The sequence below is a fragment of the Endozoicomonas sp. ALB032 genome, assembly GCF_049310125.1.
Lineage (GTDB): Bacteria > Pseudomonadota > Gammaproteobacteria > Pseudomonadales > Endozoicomonadaceae > Endozoicomonas_A.
Map to the genome: position 1 here is coordinate 4,073,294 of NZ_JBLYNW010000001.1, position 20,967 is coordinate 4,094,260.

Sequence of the window (20,967 nt, forward strand, 5' to 3'; positions counted from 1 at the left end):
ACTTCGGAACGAACGTCTTTTTCGATATAATCCTGCCCGAGTTTATGGCTGTTAGAGTGTTTTTTGAACAGCTACCAGCAATCGTAAACTGCTATGAAATTTCAGCCGTATAAGGGGGTAGAGGCTTCAGGTCTCTGAATCACTCAATTGACTGACAGACTGTAGGGAAAACGACTTGCTCGAAGTGGCTAAGCTGGGGTGTGAACGAGACGATCGTGTTCTTTTTTCAAACCTCTCCATTCAACTGTTTCCCGGTGAACTGCTACAGATAGAAGGCTGTAACGGAGCGGGTAAAACCACGCTTTTGAGAGTGCTGGCAGGCCTCTGTGGTGATTATCGTGGCCAGGTGATCTGGCAAGGGCAGAAGCTTTCCAGCGTTTATGCAGACTTTCGGCTGTCAACCTTTTATTTTGGTCACAAACCTGCCGTTAAAACCGAACTCACTCCAATAGAAAATATTCTCTGGCGCTCAAACCTTCGTAACGAACGTTACCCGGAGCCTTGGGTTGTTTCTGCGCTGGAGCAAGTGAACCTTGCTGGCTATGAAGAAGTTCCCTGCGGGCAACTTTCTGCAGGGCAGCACAGACGGGTGGCTCTGGCAGACCTTTCACTTTCAACCGTGCCGCTCTGGATTCTCGATGAGCCCTTTACGGCTATTGATGTCGATGGCGTGGCCTGGCTTGAGCAATTGCTGGTCCGGCACATTGAAAAAAATGGCGCTGTGGTGATGACCAGCCACCAGAGCCTGTCAAAGCTGTCTGACCGGGTCAGAAAGCTTCGTCTGGAGGCCTATGCAACTTCCGATGAAGAGACCGGTCATGAAGAGTCGGGGGCCTGGTTATGAGTGACACTTCATTGCAGGGCAGCAGCTCATTACAGGGCGGTCGGGCGTTTCTGGGGTTGGTTAAACGAGATCTGATCCTGGCCTTTCGGACACCGGGACAGACCCTGAATCCCGTGGCATTTTATCTGATGGTCGCCAGTCTTTTTCCTCTGGGTATCGCCCCTGAAAAAGAACTTTTGTCTCAGTTAGCCGGTGGCATCGTCTGGATAGGCGCTCTGCTGGCGGTTCTTCTCTCCCTGGATTCCCTGTTCAGAAGTGACCAGGAAGACGGCTCACTGGATCAGCTATTGTTATCGCCGCACCCATTGCCTTTACTGGTGTTGGCTAAAATCTTTGCGCACTGGCTGACGACCGGCGTAGCACTGATAGTGATGGCCCCCTTACTGGCCTTGATGCTGCATTTACCGTCACAGGCTTTTCCTGCATTAATACTGAGTCTGCTGGTGGGTACACCCCTGATGAGTCTCGCTGGAGGTATTGGTGCAGCGTTGACAGTGCGTGTTCAGAGGGGAGGAATACTACTGACATTGCTGTCTTTACCTTTATATATTCCTGTTCTGATATTCGGGACAGGGGCTGTTCAGACGGCAGTTGAGGGTATGTCCTATTCAGGGCACTTGTTGTGGATGGCAGCATTGCTGATGTTTGGATTGTGTCTGGCGCCACTGGCGATAGCCGCATCACTGAGAATAGTTGCAGACTGAGCAACAGGAACCAGTCACGGTAGAGTAATAATGAACTGGACTTTTTTTCACAAACTGGGATCACCCAAATGGTTTTACGAGATCAGTGGCAAGTGGTTGCCCTGGTTGGCCATTCTGGCAGCCCTGTTGATGGCCACCGGCTTGATCTGGGGTCTGATGTTTGCGCCACCGGACTATCTGCAAGGCAATAGTTACCGGATCATATTTATCCACGTTCCTACCGCCTTTCTGGCTTCTGCTATCTACGTGATGATGGCCTGTGCTGGTGTTGTCACTCTGGTATGGAAAATGAAGCTGGCTGACATGGTACTGAAGTGCTGTGCACCCATCGGAGCTTCATTCTGCCTGATGGCTCTGGTAACCGGTGCTATCTGGGGTAAACCGACCTGGGGTACCTGGTGGGTTTGGGACGCCAGGCTGACCTCTATGTTGATTCTGCTGTTCCTCTACATGGGTGTCATCGCTCTTCGTGGTGCTATGAGGAACACCAATACTGCGGCAAAGGCCTGTGCCATTCTGACTCTGGTTGGGGTGATCAATATCCCGGTCATCAAATTTTCTGTCCAGTGGTGGAATACCCTTCATCAGGGCGCCACGCTCAAGTTGACTGAAAAGCCGTCCATGGCACCTGAGATGCTTTGGCCTCTGCTGATCAGTATTGCGGCTTTTTATCTGTTTTTTACCGTTGTCCTTATTCTCCGTTTGCGAACCGAAATACTGGACCGTGAGCGCCGAACCAAATGGGTTCACAAGACCGTATTGGCCAAACTGGAGAACTGAAAACTATGTATTTTGAAAGTCTGGCCAGTTTGATACGCATGGATGGTCACGGTGTCTTTGTTTGGGCGGCCTACGGCATTGGTCTGGTGATCATTGCCTACAACATAATTTCTCCGTTGCGGGCCAGAAAGCGGATCCTTTCCCAGGTTCTGCGTCAGGTGCGCAGCAGCCGGTCCAGAGACCGGAGCTTAACAGCGAACAGGCGCCAAAGCTTGACAGCTGACAGAAAGCAAAAAATGACAATAACCCGTCAGCGGGAAGACAGAGTCAATATTAAAGATCAGGGTGTCCGGGAGGGAGAAGTGGAATGAATCCAGTTCGCAAACAACGCTTATTATTAGTGCTTTTATTGGTGGCCGGCGTCGGTATTGCTGTGGCCCTTGCTCTGTTTGCCCTGAAGGAAAACATCAACCATTACTTTTCTCCAGCCCAGATGGCCAGAGGCGAAGCGCCCGTCGGTCAGAGGATCCGTGGTGGCGGTATCGTCGTTCCGGGTTCGGTCATACGTGATCCGAACAGCCTGAAAGCCAGATTCCGAATCAGTGATGGCGATGGCGAAGTGGAAGTGGAATATACCGGAATCCTGCCAGACCTTTTCAAAGAAGGTCAGGGCATTGTCGGAACCGGCAAACTGGATGAAAACCGTCGTTTTGTAGCCGAGGAGCTGTTAGCCAAGCATGATGAAAACTATATGCCTCCGGAAGTACAGAAGGCCATCGACAAAGCTCATGGTTCGAAGTCAGGCAATCCGTCAGATAAGCCTGATGGCGCCCCGTCATACCCACAGGAGAGTCAACAGCCCCTTGAGAGCCTTCACTCTCAGGCATCGGAGAGCAAGTAATGAATCCTGAACTGGGGCTGTTTGCCCTGATACTGGCAACCTGTCTGGCTCTGCTGCAAAGTATTATCCCACTGGCAGGTAGCTACAATGGCCGACTGAACTGGATGGCTACCGGTAAAACGCTGGCAACAGGTCAGTTTGTTTTTGTCCTGTTGTCGTTCATGTGTCTGGTAGTTGCTTTTCTTTCGGATGACTTTTCGGTTCAGTACGTAGCCAGCAACTCCAACTCCCTGTTGCCTGTTTACTACAAGGTCACTGCCGTCTGGGGTGGCCATGAAGGTTCTCTGTTGCTCTGGGTTCTGACCCTGACCGGTTGGGGACAGGCGGTTGCTCTGCGCAGTAATAAACTGCCTCCGGAACTGTCTGCAAGAGTGTTATCGGTCATGGGTATGATCAGCGTTGGCTTTATGCTGTTTATCCTGCTGACCTCAAACCCGTTCGCCCGTATTCTGCCATTTCCTCCTGCCGACGGTTCTGATCTGAACCCGCTGCTGCAGGATCTGGGTATGATTGTGCATCCGCCCATGTTGTATATGGGCTATGTTGGTTTTGCGGTCGCTTTTGCCTTTGCTATTGCGGCATTGCTCGGTGGCCAGCTGGACAGCGCCTGGGCACGCTGGGCTCGCCCCTGGACAACCGTGGCATGGTGTTTCCTGACAGCGGGTATTTCCCTGGGTAGCTGGTGGGCCTATTACGAGCTGGGCTGGGGTGGCTGGTGGTTCTGGGACCCTGTGGAAAATGCTTCCCTGATGCCCTGGCTGACGGGTACGGCACTGATTCACTCTTTGGCAGTGACTGAAAAACGCGGGCTGTTCAAGAGCTGGACACTGCTGCTGGCGATCACCACATTTTCCCTGAGTCTGTTCGGTACTTTCCTGGTTCGTTCCGGTGTGCTGACCTCGGTTCACGCCTTTGCCAACGATCCTGAGCGTGGTCTCTTTATTCTGGGCTATCTGCTGGTGGTGGTGGGTGCTTCCCTGACCCTGTTTGCATTCAGGGCACCGGAAGTGAGAAGTAAAATCAGTTTCTCCCTGCTTTCCCGTGAAACCCTGCTGTTGCTGAATAACATTATTCTGGTGACCAGCTGCGCCACGGTACTGCTGGGTACTATGTTCCCACTGCTGCTGGATGCCTTGGATCTGGGCATGATTTCTGTAGGCCCTCCCTACTTTAATCTGCTGTTTGTTCCTCTCGCCATGCTGCTGGCTGCCTGTCTGGGTATCGGTATTCTGCTGAACTGGAAAAAAGGCTCCGTCAGCTGGCTGAAACAGCAGGTGCGCTGGATTCTTATTGTCTCTGTGATCGGCGGTGTCGCATTCAGCTTCCTGTACGGAGATCGCTTCCGGGTGAGTGAAGCGCTGGCGATTGGGCTTGTCCTCTGGATGGTACTCACCATTGGCAAGGATGTACGTAATAAAACCCGTAATACCGGTCTGCTGAGAGGACTGACAAAGCTCAAGCCAGCCTACTATGGCATGCAGCTGGCACACTTGGGTCTGGCGGTTACCTTTATTGGTGTGGCACTGACGTCTGGTTACAGTGTTCAAAAAGATCTGCGAATGAGTCCGGGTGACTCTGCCCAGGTCGGCGAATACGTCTTCCGGTTTGATGGTGTGAGTCAGCGTCAGGGGCCTAACTATGTAGCGGACTACGGCACTATAAGTGTCTTTGAGGATGAGAAGAAAATAGCTGTCCTCGAACCGGAAAAGCGTATTTATACCGTGCAGAACATGCCGATGACTGATGCGGATATTGATCCGGGCTTAACCCGTGATCTCTATGTCGCCCTGGGCGAGCCACTGGGTGGCGATAGTTGGGCAGTCCGTCTCCACGTTAAGCCTTATGTTCGTTTCATCTGGCTGGGTTCGATCTTTATGGCTCTGGGTGGTTTGTTGGCGATTTCTGACAAGCGATATCGTGTCCGTCTCAGGAACAGGAAAGAGGCTTTACTGGGTAACAAAAAGCCCTCCCGGGATTCAGGTAAGGATGCGGCCATCACGACAGGAGGTCAGGCGTGAAGCGTTGGAAACTGTTTCTACCATTAGGTTTCTTTCTGACGTTCTGTGTGCTGCTTTATATCGGTTTGTTCATGGAAGATAAAAGTGAACTGCCTTCTATGCTGCTGAATAAACCTGTTCCGGAATTCAGCCTCAAAAAGCTGAAGCAGCCTGAAGAGAGCGTTACCGAAGCAGCCTTGAAAGGCAAGGTTCTGCTACTCAATGTCTGGGGTTCGTGGTGTCCGGCCTGTAAGGTTGAGCACCCTTACCTGATAAAGCTTGCCCGGGAAGGCATCAATATTGTTGGCGTCAACTACAAGGATGAGCATCAGGATGCTCTGAAGTGGCTGGATCGCCTCGAAGATCCTTACCTTTTTAACATTGTTGATAAGGATGGCAGGCTGGGTCTGGACCTGGGTGTTTACGGCGCACCGGAAACCTTTCTGATCGACAAAAAGGGTGTGATTCGCCACAAGCACATCGGGATTATTGATAACCGGGTCTGGAAGGAAGATCTCAAGCCTCGTTACGACGCCCTGCAGAAGGAGTTAGTGCAATGACTCACGACTATTTGTTCAGGCACTCATCGCTGCTGAAATCTGCAAGTGTCACTCTATCTTTCAGACTCATAGTGGCGCTGTTTGTCGCGGTGCTGGTCAGCCCGGGCGCCTTCGCCGGGGTCATTGATAACTACCAGTTTGATTCTCCCCGGCAGCAGGAGCAGTTTTTCCGTCTGAACGAAGAACTGCGCTGCCCTCAATGTCAGAATCAGTCTATTGCTGATTCCAATGCGCCTATTGCTCAGGATCTGCGTCGTGAAGTTCACCGTATGATTGTTGAAGAGAAGGCTGATGATGACACCGTTATCCAGTTTATGCTGGATCGGTACGGTGACTTTGTACTCTACAAGCCCCGAATGGATGCCCGCACCATCGCCCTCTGGTTTGGTCCTCTGATTCTGCTGTTGCTGGGCATTTTCATACTGTTCAGAATCCTTAAACAGCATCGTCCCGGGATCGCAGATGAAACGCTGGACGAGCAGGACAAAGCCGTGCTGGAAAAGATACTGGGTGGTAAAGATAAATGACGCAGTTCTGGATAATCGCTTCCATTTTAACTCTCATGGGTATGGCTCTCGTCGTTACGCCACTGTGGTTCCGCAGTCGACCTGGTGCGGATCAGGGTGTTTCCGACAAGGCTTCCAATATTGCTTATTTCAAAGAGCAGGAAGCCGAACTGAAAAAGCAGCTGGATCAGGGTTTGCTGACACCGGAAGATGCTGAACAGATTCGCACTGAGCTGGAAAAGAAGCTGCTGGAGGATGTGGCTGATAAGAAAGAGAAGCTCAGTTACACCGGCAGTAGTAACAAAAGCCTGGCTCTGTTTCTGGCCTTCCTGATTCCAGCCATGGCTGTGCCCGTTTACCTTTACCTCGGTTCACAGACAGAACTGTCTGTCGTTGAGATGATGAACCGGGATGTGTCTCATGAAGAGATGATCTCTACCCTGGAAGCCTGGAGTGACAAACGACCTGACAATGCTCAGGCCTGGTATATGCTGGCAGGTCGTTACATGGCCAGGGGTGAGGTTAATAAGGCGATTGACGCTTATAAGAAGCTGTACACCGTCACCGAAGGCAGTCCTCAGGCGTCGGCCCAACTGGCTCAGGTGCTGTTCCTGGCGAACCGCAACCAGATCAATGGCGAGGTGCGTGGCCTCTATCAGGATGCACTCAGCAAGGATGAAAGCAACACCACGGCATTAGGGCTCAAGGGTATTGATGCTTTTGAGCAGGAAGACTACCAGCAGGCAGTTCAGGCCTGGACCAAAGCCCTCTCTTTTGAAGATGATATGGCTGCCCGACAGTCCTTGTCTGCCGGTATTACCAAAGCACGCAAACTAATGGGTGAAACGGTTGCAGAATTGCGGATCAATGTCGAATTGGCTCCTGAGCTTAGTAATCTTCCGGGTAAAGCCAGAGTCATTGTTTTTGCCCGTGAGAGCGGTGCCAAAAAGCCCCCTATTGCTGCTGTTCCTCTGCAGGTCAGTGACCTTCCCAAAGAGGTAATACTGGATGATAATGCTGCCATGATGATGGGCTCAGTCAGCCTGTCGGATACAGAAAGTCTGGATGTGGTGGCTCGTGTTACACTTTCAGGCGATGTGGCTCAGGCTGATTATCAGGCTGAGGTCCGTGATGTAAAAATCAAGGATAACGGCGTTATTCAGCTGCGAATCGCACCTGCCAGCTGATCTTGCTGCCCTTCTAAATTCTTTAAATTTGCTGCCTCGTTGACTGACCGGGCAGCGTTATTTTTTCTTCCTGTACACCTCGTTCCATTTTCGCCTCTTCATGCCTGTTTACTGTGATTCAGTCTACGATGACCGGCTCAATGTTGGGAAAGGTCATTTTCCAGGAGGGCATGGTCTGCGGTCCGGGAGAGGGCCGATACTCCATCCGTCGGTCATGTTTCATCCTGTATTGGTTGTGATTAATTCGGTTCTGGCGGCTGATGCCAGATTCTTCCTCAGTCAATACCGGAGCGGGGCGCTGGTCGTTATGGAAGCTATCATCCTGAACCATTGGCTCGGTGACGCAGCCTGATAAAAGGCTGCACAGTATGATTGTTGTTGTCGGTAAGAGCAGTAGTTTTGTCATAGTGAGTGTTTTCCTGTCTTGTATTTATTAAGAGTGATAAGGAATTATAGACGTTGTTATCAAAGGGGCAGGTTCAGTGTTAAATCAGGGGTTGATCTTGCCCGAAGGCTGATGGTCAAAGCTTTCGGCTATACAAAAAAAATACGAAAAAAATAAGACACCCATAAAAAATAAAACACCCATTGAATAAAACATTTAAAAACTGTATCCCCAAAAAAGGATCTGAAAACCTATCTTCGAATAGCTTATCACCGAGCCACACAACAGGATTCGACGAACAGAGGCTGCTCAAGCCATGATTCAGACAACACAAAACTATTCCGACTTAAAGTCGAGGAAGGATAAAGAGAAAGTGTTTAATTCCTTAACTGACTTCTACGCTAATCTGTCAGGTACAAACGACTGCAGGCGTTTAACCCTCGAAGCCACTTCTGTCCAACTTCAAGTGCAAAGGCCTTCATCGCTTCCAGACGGCCAACTGCCCGATAAAAACGATTATTCCATTGCATGGTTTTCAGCCACTCATCCGGATCAATGTCCAATCTTTCAAGAATAGGAGGGGTACACGACGGGATGGAACCTTTCTTATCTGTCCTGACAACGCGGCCACTCCAGTCAACCAGTTCCAGATAGTCGTGAAGAAGGTAGGGAAGGGCAACGTCCGTATCCTGTCCTTGTAAACAGAAAGGTTTCAGGGTCAGCGGCTGCCTTTTGGTTTCAGAATGTTCAATCTGCTCCACACGTTCCTGAATCGACGTGTAGTCTGATTCTTCCGGTGTTTCTACCTTTCCAGCCCGAATCGGATTCAAGTCAACGTAGGTCATGCAGGTCAGTAACGCTGCTTCGTCCAGCAATGCCTGGCTTTTAAAGCGTCCTTCCCAGAAGCGTCCTTTACACTGGTCTTCTTTATTGGCCTCACGAGCAAGATGTTCATTCAGGCAGCGCATAAACCAGCTGATATCCATTAAACGACGTCGGTATTCCTCAGCATATTCATCGATACGGGCCAACTCAGCGCTGCCCAGTTTGTCAGCGGCCAGATGCCTTTGCACCAGAAGCGGGCCTGCGAACAAGGTCGTCCAACGGTGAAGCACTTCATTCCGTGACCAGCCTCTGGCAGATGACTGATTGATGTGCAAAACCACATGATAATGATTCGACATGACAGCGTAAGCGCAGACTTCGATAGCAAAGACAGAAACCAGTTCCCGGAGTTTATCCACCACCCACTGGCGGCGATGCTCGTAATTCTTGCCAGTCAGGTGGTTCTCTCCACAGAGGTAAGCCTGACGAACACATCTTGCCATGCAGTGGTAATAAGGCGTTGAGCCGGGGTCAATCAGGGTATTGCGAGCTTGGGCCATGAACTCACCTGTCTGGGAAAAAATCAATCGTAGGTGAAAAGTAGACCAGGTGGATGGTAAAGCAAATTTATGGGTGTCTTTTTTTTTTTTTTTAGCTTTAATGCGTTGGTTACGGAACCAAATTAATTAACTGCTGTCAAAATATATGATCAAATTCTGTGGTGCTAAGGTCTGCCCAGAGAATTCACTATCAAGCTGGCATTTAATGGTTTGCAGATCCCGCAGATGACTTGTCCGCACTTTAACTGAAAAAACTTTCATGTAGGAATTAATCATGATAAATCCAAACTCCACTAAGCCAGTTGATCATTCTCAAAATAGCCAACCTGCTGAAGCAGGTAATAGCTGCCCTATATGCAAAATAGTGTTTGGCAGAGATGTGACCGTCACCGCTTGTTGTTCGAAAAAAATTGATACAGCCTATTTGCTACAGGCGCTTCAAGCTACTCCACTGGAGGTAAGGCTAAGATGCCCATTGTGCAACGCCGGGCAGCTTGATTCAGCGCAATCAGAACCTTTCTCAGTTAGCGTCGGGACGCAACGGAACATACCAGGTTCGCTTAACGAGCCTCTGGGTGCCTGTTCCTCACAATCGGCCTCTGGTAATTTTTCCGCTACCCAAAAAGCAGAGACAACAACAAGTCATGAAAGACAGATGGATACCCTGCCTCCTACGGAACTTCAACAAGACAGTGTTCAGGGCACCAGTGCAGGGCTGGCGGAAGACGATCAGTGGGCACTGATTGGCAATCTGACAGAGGCTGTGAATAATGGGTTATGGGATAAGGCATATAACATTCAACGCGCTATTCAGGATGCTGGGATAAAGCTGAAGCCCGATTATATCTGGGTCACTTATGAAGCTAAACTGGCACTGGGTAACATGCTCATAGAGGCCGTGGATACTGGGTTTTGGGAGAAGGCAGATCTTTTACAGCAGATTTTTAAGAGCACCGGGGCAACGCCGAGTTATGACGTCCAGGAGGCACTGGGTAACAGGCTGATAGAGGCTGTGAATAATGGGTTGTGGGATGAAGCAGATAGTTTGCGATGCATTATCCAGGGCACCGGGGCAAGGCCGAGCATCGACTTCCAGGAGGCACTGGGTAACAGGCTGATAGAGGCTGTGAATAATGGGTTGTGGGATGAAGCAGATAGTTTGCGATGCATTATCCAGGACACCGTGGTAAGGATGCCGAACAATTTCCAGGATGCACTGTGTAACAAGCTCATAGAGGCCGTGGATGATAAGTCCTGGGATAAAGCAGATATTTTACGGCAGATTATTAAGGGCACCAGGGCAATACCGCAGTTCGAACACGAGCGGGCTCTGGGTAATAAGCTGATGGACGCTGTGAATAATGGGTTGTGGGGTGAAGTATATAGCCTGCAACGCATTATCCAGGACATCGGGGCACGGCCGACGGGCAAAATTCTATGGTTAAGGCCGACGCAGGAAGCCGAGCGGGCACTGAGTAACATGCTGATAGAGGCTTTGAATAACGGGTCGTGGGATAACGCAGATCTTTTACAGCAGGTTATTAACGGCATCGGGGCAAGTCTGACGGACGCCGACGAACGGATACTGAGTAACAAGCTGATAGAGGCTGTGAATAATGGCTTGTGGGATGACACAGATAAAATTCAACGCATTTTCCAGGGTACCAGGGCAAGGCTGTCGGATGACGACCAGCAGGCACTGGCGAACAAACTGATGGAGGCTTTGAATAATGAGTCTTGGGATATCGCAGATCGTTTACAGCAGATTTTTAAAGGCACCTGGACAATACTGCCGAACGACGAAATGAAGGTATTGAGTCACAAACTGATAGAGGCTGTGAATAATGGATCGTGGGAAAACGCATATAATTTGCAAAGCATTATCCAGGGCACCATGACAAAGCTGACGGACGACGACCAGCGGGTACTGATTAACATGTTGATAGAGGCTGTGAATAATGGGTTATGGGAAAGAGCATTTAGTTTGCAAAGCATTATCCAGGGCACCGGGGCAAGGTTGATGGACGATGGCACCATGGTAAGGCTGACGGACGACGCCCAGCGGGCACTGAGTAACAAGATGATAGAGGCTGTGCAAAATGGGGCGTGGGATGACGCAAATAGTTTTCAAGGCATTATGCAGAGCACCGGGGCAAGGCTGATGGACGATGGCACCGTGGCAAGGCTGACGGACCACGATCAGCGGGTACTCAGTGACAAGCTGGTTGAGGCTGTGCTAAAGAGGTTGTGGGATAAGGCAAACAGTTTTCAAGGCATTATCCAGATCACCGGGGTAAGGCTGGCAGACGACGACCAGCGGGCACTGAGTGACATGCGGGTACAGGCTATGTATAACGATTCCTGGGATAGCGCAGATAGAATTCGATGCATTCTGGAGAGCATCGGAGCAAGGCCGATGGACGATGGCAAGGCTGATGCTCGGAGCTCAGCAGGCACTGAGTGACAAGCTGATAGAGGCCTTGGATAATGAGTCTTGGGATAAAGCAGATATTTTCCAGAAGATTATCAAGAGCAGCGGAGCAAGGACGGCGTACAAAGTTCGTGATCTACTGGAATTTAAGCTGTTACGAAGCTTGACGATTATTCAGCTAAGAGAAAAGTTTGGCAGAAATGTGACTGTCATTCGCTGTTGACGGTATAAAACTTAAACGGTTAGCTGCTGGTCGGGACAACGAAAAGCTTGAGGGATTATTAAGTTTCATAGTACTTATTTGGTGCTTAAGCCCTAAAAAGGAGTGAGTATTTTTTAAAGGAGTTTTAATTATGTTTCCTGCACAGTCAAGGATCTTTATTCCGGTTCGACCTTTACCATCAGTATCCCAAAATTCTATCAAAAAATTGGATGTCAAGAATGATAAGGGTGACACTGAGTTCAGTATTGATCTGGATGAAATGCATGCTCGGGCCAGCCAAGAGAGTTATCTGGTTTGGGCAGGAATTGTCAGCGATAAAGCTGATCAAATAAATCATTTTGAAATAACGGTGGCCAGGGGTGAGTCAGTTTTTCTGAAGTTTCAGCCAGTGTCAGGGTTTGATTGCAAGTTTCGTATGACTGCCATCAGGCACCGGGATGTGAAAATATTTCTGGTCAACGACTACACCGATAAGCGAGTGATAAAGGCTTCCAGGATAGTTGGCCAACATGGGCAAGATAAAATATTTGTTCTGGCTGATGAGGTGCCAGATTACGCTGAAAGATTACGAAGTTTTCACCCCTTGTTACCTTACATCCAAGGCGCTGACGTAAAGGAATTAATAAGCCTTCTGGCACTAAAGGGGTTTTATCTTAAAGATGGTTTTGTCCGCTGTAATGGCTGTGAATACCGTAAAACCTTGAAGGAGTTTACCGATTATATGGACTCCTCAGGGAGTTATCTGGCATCAATGAAATCAATGCTGGCTGTTCTTCAGACCATATTGGGCAAAAGCGATGTTGAACACGATGATGACAATTGTTATCTGGCCAAAACGGATAAGAAAACATTTCTCCGTGTCAGTTACCCGCTAGATCCCAAAGTCGATGGTGGGTACAGTGAACAGGGGCACTACCTTGTCTGCCAGGCTGGTCGCAAAAATTTCATCGAGTGCCCAAGCTATACCGAACGGTGGCCATACAAGAAACTGAAAGAAATTTATGCAGAGCATCCGCAAAAGAAGTACCGTGATCGTTTCCTCAATCACGATAGTCAATCTTTTCTGTTTACAACAACGGTTCCAAAATCGGCAATGCTGTCTCAGGATGATTTAATTTATGAGGCTTCGCAGATTAAAACCGATCTTGATGGGTTGCGACAGAAGTATAATGATTTTCAGCGCTTGGTGGATCAGTTATCGGATCATAATCCCGGGTTAGCCAAAGCATTAAATTTGCCTGCGATACAAAGCCTTTTATCCCCTGAAATTGGCATGCTTTTTTCCAGAATCATCTTCAAAATCGGCGAGAAATCGGCCAAAAACCTGTCGTGTCATGATAAACAGGGCTTGCGCCATTTGCTTGATCAATTGCTGACATTTATCGAACATCAAGGTGGTGATGTTGGCGATAAAGGCTTTAAGTGTCTCGGTATATACGCCGACGAAAACGATGCTAAAAAAGCTGCCTGCAGGGAATTTTCAGCACTGTCAGGGCAAAGCGAAATATCACCAATGCAGCAGCAGTGGCAGAAGCTAAAAACAGGGTTTGCCCAGGCTATTACCCCCACAATACTGAGCCCTTTGCTTAAGATACTCACTACCGACGGGATGGGTGATCACGTCATGAGTAAAATCTTTGGCATCAGTGTGGACCCTGTTTCACCGCCTTTGGTGCCAGCCCTTGCATCCCGGATGTCCGTGCGAAGACGCAAGGCATCGTGAGGGACCGCTCATGCATATTCGGGGTCAATTCCGCGAGGAGCCAAGGTCAGCAAGCGGGTCACTGAAAGGTGTCGCTCAGAAAATCAAAAAGGTTTTATTCTCTTTTCACTCGCCAGAGCAAATAGTAAAGAAGAACAAGATTTGGCGGTCCAGCAGTCATTGTTGATATGCAGTCCCGAACCATCGCTCAGTGACACAGCCTGCTAACAGGCTGCAAGCATTATTGTTGTGGATACGAGCGGTAGTTTCCTCATCGTGGTTGTTCTCCAGATCTTAAATGAGAGGGAGTTTGATGCTCTTCCACGGGCAGACCGAAATGGAACTTTCCTGAAGACTGGTGGTCAAAATACCAGGTTTAAACAATTTTGCAGGGAAGTATTAATGATGGATAACTTAAAGCCAGGTAACTCAGTTAATCATTCTCAAAACAGACAGCCTGCTGAAGCGAACGGCAGGTGCTGTATATGTCAGCGCGTGTTTGGCAGAGGCGTGACACTCATTCCATGTTGTAACAATAAAATTCACAGAGATTGTATGCAGAAGTTGTTTCAACATACTCCACTTGAGGCAAGGTCAACCTGCCCGCTATGTAGAAAAAACTTGCCTGAGTTAACAGAAATATTGGGTCCTGAACCCGGTGATCAGGGCACTGGGGCAAGAGGGATGCAAGAAGCCCCCGAAGAACTGAGTTATGAGCTGACAGAGGCTCTGATTAATGGGGATTGGGATGAAGTAGATCGTTTAGTAAGCATTATTCGGGATGCCAAGGTAAGTCTCACGAACGAACCCCGGCAGGTACTGGGTAACATGCTGATAGGGGCCCGGAAACGTTGGGATTGGGGTAGTGTAAGTTGTTTACTGGGCATTATTCAGGACACTGAGACAAGTCTGTTGGACGACGACCAGCAGGTACTGAGCAACATGCTGTTAGAGAGCCTGAAAACCAGGCGTTGGACTGATGCGAATGGTTTGCTACGCATTATCCGTGATGCCAGGGCAAGTGTGACGGACTACGACAGGCAGGAAATGAGTAACATGCTTATAAAGAGCCAGAATTATGGTGATTGTCATGGAGCATCTCGTTTAAAAAGTATTCTGGGCATTATTGAGTGTTCCGAGACAAGTCCGAAGGACGACGCCCGGCGGGAACTCGAAGAAGCACAGGTGGACTTACCCGATTCCTGTAACGAGCCGACGGATACTCATTCCTCACAAACGGCTTCTGCCAGTGTCTCCGACGCGACTACTCAAAGAGCAGAGACAACAACAAATCAGGAAAGGCCGGTTGATACCCTGCTGCCTCAGGGAACACAACAACTCAGTGATCAGGGCACTGGGGCAACGGGGATGCAAGAAGCCCCCGAAGAACTGAGTTATGAGCTGACAGAGGCCCTGATTAATAGGGACTGGGATGAAGTAGATCGTTTAGTAGGCATTATTCGGGATGCCAGGGTAAGTCTCACGAACGGCCTCCAGCAGGTATTGGGTAACATGCTGATAGAGGCCCGGAAGCGTTGGGATTGGGATAGTGTAGGTCGTTTTCTGGGCGTTATTCAGGACACTGAGACAAGTCTGCTGGACGACGACCAGCAGGTACTGAGCAACATGCTGTTAGAGAGCCTGAAAACCAGGCGTTGGACTGATGCGAATGGTTTGCTACGCATTATCCTGGATGCAAGGGCAAGTGTGACGGACTACGTCAGGCAGGAAATGAATAATATGCTGATAAATAGCCAGAATTATGGTGATTGTCATGGCGCATCTTGTTTAGGAAGTATTCTGGGCATTATTGAGTGTTCCGAGACAAGTCCGACGGACGACGCCCAAAAGGCAAAGGCACAAGGCACATGACACCCATAAACAAAAGGCACCCATTAAATAATAAGGTACATGACACCCAAAAGGAGGCACATGACACCCATAAAATAAAAAATATTTGAAACCGGCCAGTTTGATCGATTTAAAGACACCCATTAAATAATTAAGACATCTAAAAACTGTATTCCTAAAAAAGGATCTAAAAACCTATCTTCGAATAGTCTATCAGCGAGCCATACAGAAGCATCCCACGAACAGAGGCTGCTCAGGCCATGATTCAGACAACACAAACTTATTCCAACTTAAAGTCGAGGAGGGATAAAGAGAAAGTGTTTAATTTCTTAACTGACTTCTACGCTAACCTGTCAGGTACAAACGGCTATAGACGTTTAAGCCTTGAAGCCACTTCTGTCCGGCTTCAAGTGCGTAAGCCTTCATCGCCTCCAGACGGCCAACTGCCCGATAAAAACGATTATTCCATCGCATGGTTTTCAGCCACTCATCCGGATCAATGTCCAACCTTTGAAGAATAGGAGGGGTACACGACGGGATGGAACCTTTCTTATCTGTCCTGACAATGCGGCCACTCCAGTCAACCAGTTCCAGATAGTCGTGAAGAAGGTAGGGAAGGGCAACGTCCGTATTCTGACCCTGCAAACAAAAAGGTTTCAGGGTCAGCGGCTGATTTTTAGTCTCAGAATGTGTAACCTGCTCCACCCGTTCCTGAATCGACGTGTACTCTGACTCTTCCGGTGTTTCTAGCTTTCCAGCCCGAATCGGATTCAAGTCAACGTAGGTCATGCAGGTCAGTAACGCTGCTTCGTCCAGCAATGCCTGGCTTTTAAAGCGTCCTTCCCAGAAGCGTCCTTTACACTGGTCTTCTTTATTGGCCTCACGAGCAAGATGTTCATTCAGGCAGCGCATAAACCAGCTGATATCCGTTAAACGACGCCGGTATTCTTCAACATATTCATCGAAACGGGTCAGCTCAGCGCTGTCCAGTTTGTCAGCAGCCAAATGCCTTTGTACAAGTAGTGGACCTGCAAACAAGGTCGTCCAACGATGAAGCACTTCATTCCGTGACCAGCCTCTGGCAGATGACTGATTGATGTGCAAAACCACGTGATAATGATTTGACATGACAGCGTAAGCGCAGACTTCGATAGCAAAGACTGAAACCAGTTCCCGAAGTTTATCCACCACCCATTGGCGGCGATGCTCGTAATTCTTGCCAGTCAGATGGTTCTCTCCACAGAGGTAAGCCTGACGAACACATCTTGCCATGCAGTGGTAGTAAGGAGTTGAGCTGGGATCAATCAGGGTATTGCGAGCTTGGGCCATGAACTCACCTGTCTGGGCAAAAAATCAGTTGTAGGTCAAAAGTAGACTATGTGTATGGTAAAGCAAATTTATGGGTGTCTTTTTTTTCTTTTTCTTTTTTCTTGTTGTGGGTGTGTTTGGGTGTCTTTTTTTCTTTTGGTTTTCTTTTTCATGGGTGTCTTCTTTTTCCTTTTTCTTTTTCATGGGTGTCTTCTTTTTTTCTTTTTTTTTTGGGTGTCTTTTTTTTCTTTTTTTTTTCTTTATTTCTTGCTGAACTTGCCTGAAGGCTGATGATCAAAGCTTTCGGTTACAACGACTTTTCCTGATGGGCATAATCTGTGTACACTCGTAGAGAATTGTTACCTACTGATAACCAGGCAGCTGTGGTCCTGATAGCTACGAACTAAGGAAAAGATGCGTCTTAAATCGATCAAACTGGCCGGTTTCAAATCCTTCGTGGATCCCACAACGGTTCATTTTCCCTCCAATATGTGCGGTGTCGTTGGTCCCAACGGCTGCGGCAAGTCCAATATTATTGACGCCGTGCGCTGGGTTATGGGGGAATCTTCTGCCAAGCACCTTCGTGGTGAATCCATGACCGACGTTATCTTCAAGGGCTCCAATAGTCGCAAGCCTTCAGCAAAGGCGACGGTAGAGTTGATCTTTGATAACAACGAAGGTCGGGTCACTGGCGAATTTGCTGCCTACAGCGAGATTTCAGTTCGCAGGATGCTCACCTCGGAAGCCAAGAACTTTTACTTCCTCAATGGCAACAAGTGTCGCCGGAAAGATGTTATGGATATCTTTCTGGGAACCGGCCTGGGTCCGCGCAGTTACTCCATCATCAGTCAGGGTATCGTTTCCACGCTGATTGAGTCCAAGCCGGAAGAGCTCAGAGTCTTTATTGAGGAAGCTGCCGGTATCTCCAAGTACAAGGAGCGCCGCCGTGAGACAGAAAACCGCATTCGCCGAACCAATGAAAACCTTGAAAGACTGACTGACCTGCGTGAGGAGCTGGGGCGTCGTCTCGGGCATTTGCAGAGACAGGCCGAGGCGGCAGAAAAGTACAAAGAATACAAGGCCGATGAACGACTGAAAAAAGCCCAGCTTCAGGCCCTGCGCTGGCACGGCATCGATGAAAAGGTCAGGAATCAGGAACATGTGATTTCCGAGCTGGAAGTCCAGCTGGAAGCTGCCGTCAGTGAACAGCGCTCTTCCGACGCCGGGATGGAAAAAGACCGCGCCCAGCAAATGGAGCTGAGTGATCATTTCCATGAAACCCAGGCCAGGTATTATGGCACGGGCAATGAAATCACCCGGATTGAGCAGACGCTTCGCCACAAAGAAGAGCGCGCCAAAGAACTGAGCCACGACCTGCAACAGCTTGAACAAAGCTGGCAGGAAGCCCGTGAACAGATGGCTGAAGATCAGTCTCAGCTGGAAATTCTGGAAGCAGAAAAATTGCAGATTGAGCCTGAGCTGGAGATGCTTCAGGAGCAGGAGTACCAGTCCGGTGACTCCCTTGCCCAGGTGGAAGCGGAAGTGCATCGTGTGCAACAGGAATGGGATCAGTTTAATCAACGCTCCCATGAGCCTCAGAAGGCGGCTGAAGTAGAACAGTCCAGGATTCAACATGCTGAAACCGTACTGGAGCGTTTGCAGGAGCGTGAACAGCGTCTGCGTGAAGAGAGCAGCAGTCTTGGCGGTGGTGAAGACATTGAAGAGATGGAATTGCTCTCCGAAAAGCTGACCGAGTTGGAGCTGACTCGCGAAAATCACGAACTGAAACTGGAAGAGGTTACCTCAGACATAGAGGAAAACCGCCTTCAATTTGATCAGTTACAGGAAGATCGTGACAGCCATCGCAATGAGCTGAGTATGATCAGAGGGCGTCATGCTTCTCTGGAAGCTCTGCAGCAGGCGGCTATGGGGCAGGACACCGGGGTCATGGTCTGGTTGCAGCAGCATGGACTGGCATCGGCACCCAGGCTGGCCGAAAAACTGCAGGTGGAGTCAGGCTGGGAACTGGCCGTTGAAACCGTTCTTGGAGAAAGCCTGCAGGCACTCTGTGTGGATGATCTGGACCCTGTTGCAGGGTTTTTGAATTCTCTGGAACAGGGCACAGCGGTTTTGCTGGATGCTTCTGCCCATCAGGTCACTGAGAGTGGCAAAGGGGGACTGGATAGCCTGGCCAGCAAAGTACAGTCAGGCAGTGAGGCCAAAGGGTTATTGGCAGGCATTTATGTCACTGATTCACTGGAAGCGGCTCTATCTGCTCGAGCTTCCCTGCAGGCTCACGAATCCATCGTCACGAGAGAGGGTATCTGGCTGTCCAGAAACTGGCTTAGAGTTTGTCGTGAAACAGACAATCACTCCGGTGTTCTGGCCCGTCAGCAGGAGCTTGAAGAGCTTGGCAGCCGGATGGGATCTTTGGAAGCGCTTAGCCTGCAGGTAGAAGAACGTCTGGCTGATGCCAGAACTCTGGCCGAGCAGCTGGAAACCCGCCGACAGCAGACTCAACACCAGATCACTGAGCTTAACCGAACCCAGGGTGAGGTCAGAGCGGATCTCGGTGCCCGAAAAGTCAGGCTCGAGCAGTTTTCAGAAAGACGTACCCGACTTCAGCACGAGATTGCTGAATGTCAGGAGCTCAGTCAGGCTGAACAGGAAAGTATCGGAGAGTCTCGTTTGCGACTTCAGGACGCTCTGGATCGAATGGAAATGGACAGTGGTCTGAAAGAGGATTTGCTGGAAAAAAGAGAGAAGAGCCGGGAGAAGCTGGAACAGTTGCGGCAGACTTCCCGTCAGGATAAGGATCGTCTGCATCAGCTGGCCTTGAGGCAGCAAACCATCAACAGTCAGGCGGAATCCCTGCGGGCAGCTATCGAGCGACTCAGCCAGCAATCCACAAAGCTGCGGGAGCGCCGGGAGTTGCTTCAGGCGTCACTGTCAGAGTCCCATTCTCCTGAAGGAGAGTTGCAGGAACAGCTGGAGATTCTTCTGGCCAGAAGGCTGGAAGAAGAGGAAGCCATGCAGAAGGCTCGCAGCGAACTGGAAGACGTTGAACAACGACTGCAACAAATGGAAAGGAGCCGACAGTCAGCTGAGCAAAAAGCCCAGACGGCCCGTTCAAGACTTGAGAAATTAAGAATGGACTGGCAAGGCATGCAGGTCCGGCGTACGACCTTGTCGGATCAATTGCGGGAAGACCAGTTTGATCTGGATACCCTTCTGGCCAACATGCCGGAAGAAGCCACCGAGAAAACCTGGGAGCAGGAGCTGGAAAGACTGCAGGCGCGGATTGAAAGGCTGGGAGCGATCAACCTGGCAGCGATCGAAGAATACGAAACCCAGTCGGAACGCAAAACCTATCTGGATGCACAGAACCAGGATCTGGAGTCCGCACTGGAAACATTGGAAAATGCTATCCGCAAAATCGACCGGGAGACCCGCCAGCGTTTTAAAGTGACCTTTGATAAGGTCAATTCCGGTTTGCAGGAGCTGTTCCCCAGAGTCTTTGGCGGTGGCCGGGCATATCTGCAGTTGACCGGTGAAGATTTGCTGGATACCGGGGTGGCGATTATGGCGCAACCACCGGGTAAGAAGAACAGTACCATTCATTTGCTGTCTGGTGGTGAAAAAGCGCTGACGGCGATTGCCCTGGTTTTTGCCATCTTCCAGTTGAACCCCTCACCCTTCTGTATGCTTGATGAGGTGGATGCGCCATTGGATGATGCCAATGTGGGCCGTTACGCCAAAATGGTTTCGGAAATGAGTGACAAGGTTCAGTTCATCTATATCACTCACAACAAGATCGCCATGCAGGCAGCGAATCAACTCGTGGGTGTAACGATGCAGGAACCCGGTGTCTCCAGGCCCGTATCTGTGGATGTGGAAGAGGCCGCAGCCATGGCAGAACTCTGAGTCTCGGGAACAGTCTTTACAGGCTGTTTTCTAATATATTGGTTTGTTATTCGTTGTTAAGATTCGGAAATTTGTTGCTGTGCAACCCTCTTGTGAATGGTGAACTGTTTACAGAGTTGCACTGGCGGCTGGAAAAAGTTATCACTATTCAGGTGCCTGCCCATTTGGCCAGGTGCCTGAAGAAGATTGTTAATGATATCCGTGGTCTGCGCTTGAAGGGACAACAAATACTCGCCAGAATAGGGCTTCAGGTCAGAGCGATTCGTTTGTCCTGATTCTGGCACTTTCCGAACAGCGATGTGAAAGTAACGATCAAGGACGTGTTTCAGCAGCAGTCTT

General features: G+C 49.5%; 18 protein-coding genes. 14 read left to right on the plus strand and 4 right to left on the minus strand.

Features of this window, described 5'->3' with window-relative positions; translation table 11 throughout:
* Positions 1-175 precede the first annotated feature (175 nt).
* From ccmA to ccmI, 9 genes are read left to right on the plus strand one after another with little or no spacing between them, the layout of a single operon-like run.
* Positions 176-844: a cytochrome c biogenesis heme-transporting ATPase CcmA gene (gene ccmA / locus ACO6VG_RS15650; protein ID WP_422474640.1), complete on the plus strand. Its 669-nt coding sequence runs from the start codon at positions 176-178 to the stop codon at positions 842-844.
* Positions 841-1,548 (plus strand): heme exporter protein CcmB, encoded by a 708-nt coding sequence (ccmB, locus tag ACO6VG_RS15655; protein WP_422133154.1) that lies wholly within the window; start codon positions 841-843, stop codon positions 1,546-1,548. Before ccmA ends, ccmB begins: the two co-directional genes overlap by 4 nt.
* A gap of 30 nt (positions 1,549-1,578) precedes the next feature.
* Positions 1,579-2,328, plus strand: a complete 750-nt coding sequence (locus ACO6VG_RS15660) for a heme ABC transporter permease (RefSeq protein WP_422133155.1) — start codon at positions 1,579-1,581, stop codon at positions 2,326-2,328.
* 5 nt (positions 2,329-2,333) lie between these two features.
* A complete protein-coding gene (gene ccmD / locus ACO6VG_RS15665; RefSeq protein ID WP_422133156.1) occupies positions 2,334-2,639 on the plus strand; it encodes a heme exporter protein CcmD in 306 nt (101 codons plus the stop codon).
* The gene (gene ccmE / locus ACO6VG_RS15670; RefSeq protein ID WP_422133157.1) at positions 2,636-3,169 is read left to right on the plus strand and encodes a cytochrome c maturation protein CcmE; all 534 of its coding nucleotides are present in this window, start codon (positions 2,636-2,638) and stop codon (positions 3,167-3,169) included. The genes ccmD and ccmE overlap by 4 nt, the downstream gene beginning before the upstream one ends.
* Complete coding sequence (locus tag ACO6VG_RS15675) at positions 3,169-5,187, plus strand: heme lyase CcmF/NrfE family subunit (RefSeq protein ID WP_422474642.1); 2,019 nt, start codon at positions 3,169-3,171, stop codon at positions 5,185-5,187. The genes ccmE and ACO6VG_RS15675 overlap by 1 nt, the downstream gene beginning before the upstream one ends.
* Positions 5,184-5,726 carry a DsbE family thiol:disulfide interchange protein gene (locus ACO6VG_RS15680; protein ID WP_422474644.1) on the plus strand — a complete coding sequence of 181 codons (543 nt, stop codon included), beginning with the start codon at positions 5,184-5,186 and terminating at the stop codon, positions 5,724-5,726. Before ACO6VG_RS15675 ends, ACO6VG_RS15680 begins: the two co-directional genes overlap by 4 nt.
* A complete protein-coding gene (locus ACO6VG_RS15685) occupies positions 5,723-6,253 on the plus strand; it encodes a cytochrome c-type biogenesis protein (protein ID WP_422474646.1) in 531 nt (176 codons plus the stop codon). Before ACO6VG_RS15680 ends, ACO6VG_RS15685 begins: the two co-directional genes overlap by 4 nt.
* The gene (gene ccmI, locus ACO6VG_RS15690) at positions 6,250-7,419 is read left to right on the plus strand and encodes a c-type cytochrome biogenesis protein CcmI (protein WP_422137575.1); all 1,170 of its coding nucleotides are present in this window, start codon (positions 6,250-6,252) and stop codon (positions 7,417-7,419) included. The genes ACO6VG_RS15685 and ccmI overlap by 4 nt, the downstream gene beginning before the upstream one ends.
* A 118-nt stretch (positions 7,420-7,537) precedes the next feature.
* Here the strand turns inward: ccmI and ACO6VG_RS15695 are convergent, their stop codons facing one another.
* Positions 7,538-7,825, minus strand: coding sequence for a hypothetical protein (locus ACO6VG_RS15695; RefSeq protein WP_422474648.1), 288 nt, complete (start codon positions 7,823-7,825; stop codon positions 7,538-7,540).
* A 380-nt stretch (positions 7,826-8,205) separates the two neighbouring features.
* Positions 8,206-9,189, minus strand: a complete 984-nt coding sequence (locus ACO6VG_RS15700; protein ID WP_422137576.1) for a transposase — start codon at positions 9,187-9,189, stop codon at positions 8,206-8,208.
* Between the two features lie 274 nt (positions 9,190-9,463).
* On the opposite strand from ACO6VG_RS15700, the gene ACO6VG_RS15705 reads away from it, so the two are divergent.
* The 3 genes from ACO6VG_RS15705 to ACO6VG_RS15715 all read left to right on the plus strand — a co-directional run bounded on the left by ACO6VG_RS15705 (position 9,464) and on the right by ACO6VG_RS15715 (position 15,417).
* On the plus strand, positions 9,464-11,653 hold the full coding sequence (locus ACO6VG_RS15705) for a hypothetical protein (RefSeq protein ID WP_422474650.1): 2,190 nt from the start codon (positions 9,464-9,466) through the stop codon (positions 11,651-11,653).
* A gap of 320 nt (positions 11,654-11,973) precedes the next feature.
* The gene (locus ACO6VG_RS15710; protein WP_422137578.1) at positions 11,974-13,566 is read left to right on the plus strand and encodes a hypothetical protein; all 1,593 of its coding nucleotides are present in this window, start codon (positions 11,974-11,976) and stop codon (positions 13,564-13,566) included.
* A 534-nt stretch (positions 13,567-14,100) separates the two neighbouring features.
* Complete coding sequence (locus ACO6VG_RS15715) at positions 14,101-15,417, plus strand: hypothetical protein (RefSeq protein ID WP_422474652.1); 1,317 nt, start codon at positions 14,101-14,103, stop codon at positions 15,415-15,417.
* 324 nt (positions 15,418-15,741) lie between these two features.
* Here ACO6VG_RS15715 and ACO6VG_RS15720 read toward each other — a convergent pair whose 3' ends face one another.
* Positions 15,742-16,725: a transposase gene (locus ACO6VG_RS15720; protein ID WP_422474654.1), complete on the minus strand. Its 984-nt coding sequence runs from the start codon at positions 16,723-16,725 to the stop codon at positions 15,742-15,744.
* A 24-nt stretch (positions 16,726-16,749) separates the two neighbouring features.
* Complete coding sequence (locus ACO6VG_RS15725; protein ID WP_422474656.1) at positions 16,750-16,908, minus strand: hypothetical protein; 159 nt, start codon at positions 16,906-16,908, stop codon at positions 16,750-16,752.
* Between the two features lie 210 nt (positions 16,909-17,118).
* Between ACO6VG_RS15725 and smc the strand changes: the two genes are divergently transcribed.
* Together smc and ACO6VG_RS15735 are read left to right on the plus strand one after the other, a co-directional pair.
* Entirely contained in the window at positions 17,119-20,628 is a 3,510-nt protein-coding gene (smc, locus tag ACO6VG_RS15730; protein ID WP_422474658.1) for a chromosome segregation protein SMC, read from the plus strand.
* Between the two features lie 92 nt (positions 20,629-20,720).
* Positions 20,721-20,903: a hypothetical protein gene (locus ACO6VG_RS15735; RefSeq protein WP_422133170.1), complete on the plus strand. Its 183-nt coding sequence runs from the start codon at positions 20,721-20,723 to the stop codon at positions 20,901-20,903.
* The last annotated feature ends 64 nt before the right edge of the window (positions 20,904-20,967 follow it).

What these genes read in the sequence shown, in the direction of transcription:
- ACO6VG_RS15705 (WP_422474650.1), top strand. Translation starts at nt 9,464, where the DNA reads ATGATAAATCCAAACTCCACTAAGCCAGTTGATCATTCTCAAAATAGC.
- ACO6VG_RS15675 (WP_422474642.1), top strand. Translation starts at nt 3,169, where the DNA reads ATGAATCCTGAACTGGGGCTGTTTGCCCTGATACTGGCAACCTGTCTG.
- ACO6VG_RS15720 (WP_422474654.1), bottom strand. Translation starts at nt 16,725, where the DNA reads ATGGCCCAAGCTCGCAATACCCTGATTGATCCCAGCTCAACTCCTTAC.
- ACO6VG_RS15715 (WP_422474652.1), top strand. Translation starts at nt 14,101, where the DNA reads ATGCAGAAGTTGTTTCAACATACTCCACTTGAGGCAAGGTCAACCTGC.
- ACO6VG_RS15685 (WP_422474646.1), top strand. Translation starts at nt 5,723, where the DNA reads ATGACTCACGACTATTTGTTCAGGCACTCATCGCTGCTGAAATCTGCA.
- ACO6VG_RS15700 (WP_422137576.1), bottom strand. Translation starts at nt 9,189, where the DNA reads ATGGCCCAAGCTCGCAATACCCTGATTGACCCCGGCTCAACGCCTTAT.
- ccmE (WP_422133157.1), top strand. Translation starts at nt 2,636, where the DNA reads ATGAATCCAGTTCGCAAACAACGCTTATTATTAGTGCTTTTATTGGTG.
- ccmI (WP_422137575.1), top strand. Translation starts at nt 6,250, where the DNA reads ATGACGCAGTTCTGGATAATCGCTTCCATTTTAACTCTCATGGGTATG.
- ccmB (WP_422133154.1), top strand. Translation starts at nt 841, where the DNA reads ATGAGTGACACTTCATTGCAGGGCAGCAGCTCATTACAGGGCGGTCGG.
- ACO6VG_RS15695 (WP_422474648.1), bottom strand. Translation starts at nt 7,825, where the DNA reads ATGACAAAACTACTGCTCTTACCGACAACAACAATCATACTGTGCAGC.
- ACO6VG_RS15660 (WP_422133155.1), top strand. Translation starts at nt 1,579, where the DNA reads ATGAACTGGACTTTTTTTCACAAACTGGGATCACCCAAATGGTTTTAC.
- ACO6VG_RS15725 (WP_422474656.1), bottom strand. Translation starts at nt 16,908, where the DNA reads ATGAAAAAGAAAAAGGAAAAAGAAGACACCCATGAAAAAGAAAACCAA.
- smc (WP_422474658.1), top strand. Translation starts at nt 17,119, where the DNA reads ATGCGTCTTAAATCGATCAAACTGGCCGGTTTCAAATCCTTCGTGGAT.
- ACO6VG_RS15710 (WP_422137578.1), top strand. Translation starts at nt 11,974, where the DNA reads ATGTTTCCTGCACAGTCAAGGATCTTTATTCCGGTTCGACCTTTACCA.
- ccmD (WP_422133156.1), top strand. Translation starts at nt 2,334, where the DNA reads ATGTATTTTGAAAGTCTGGCCAGTTTGATACGCATGGATGGTCACGGT.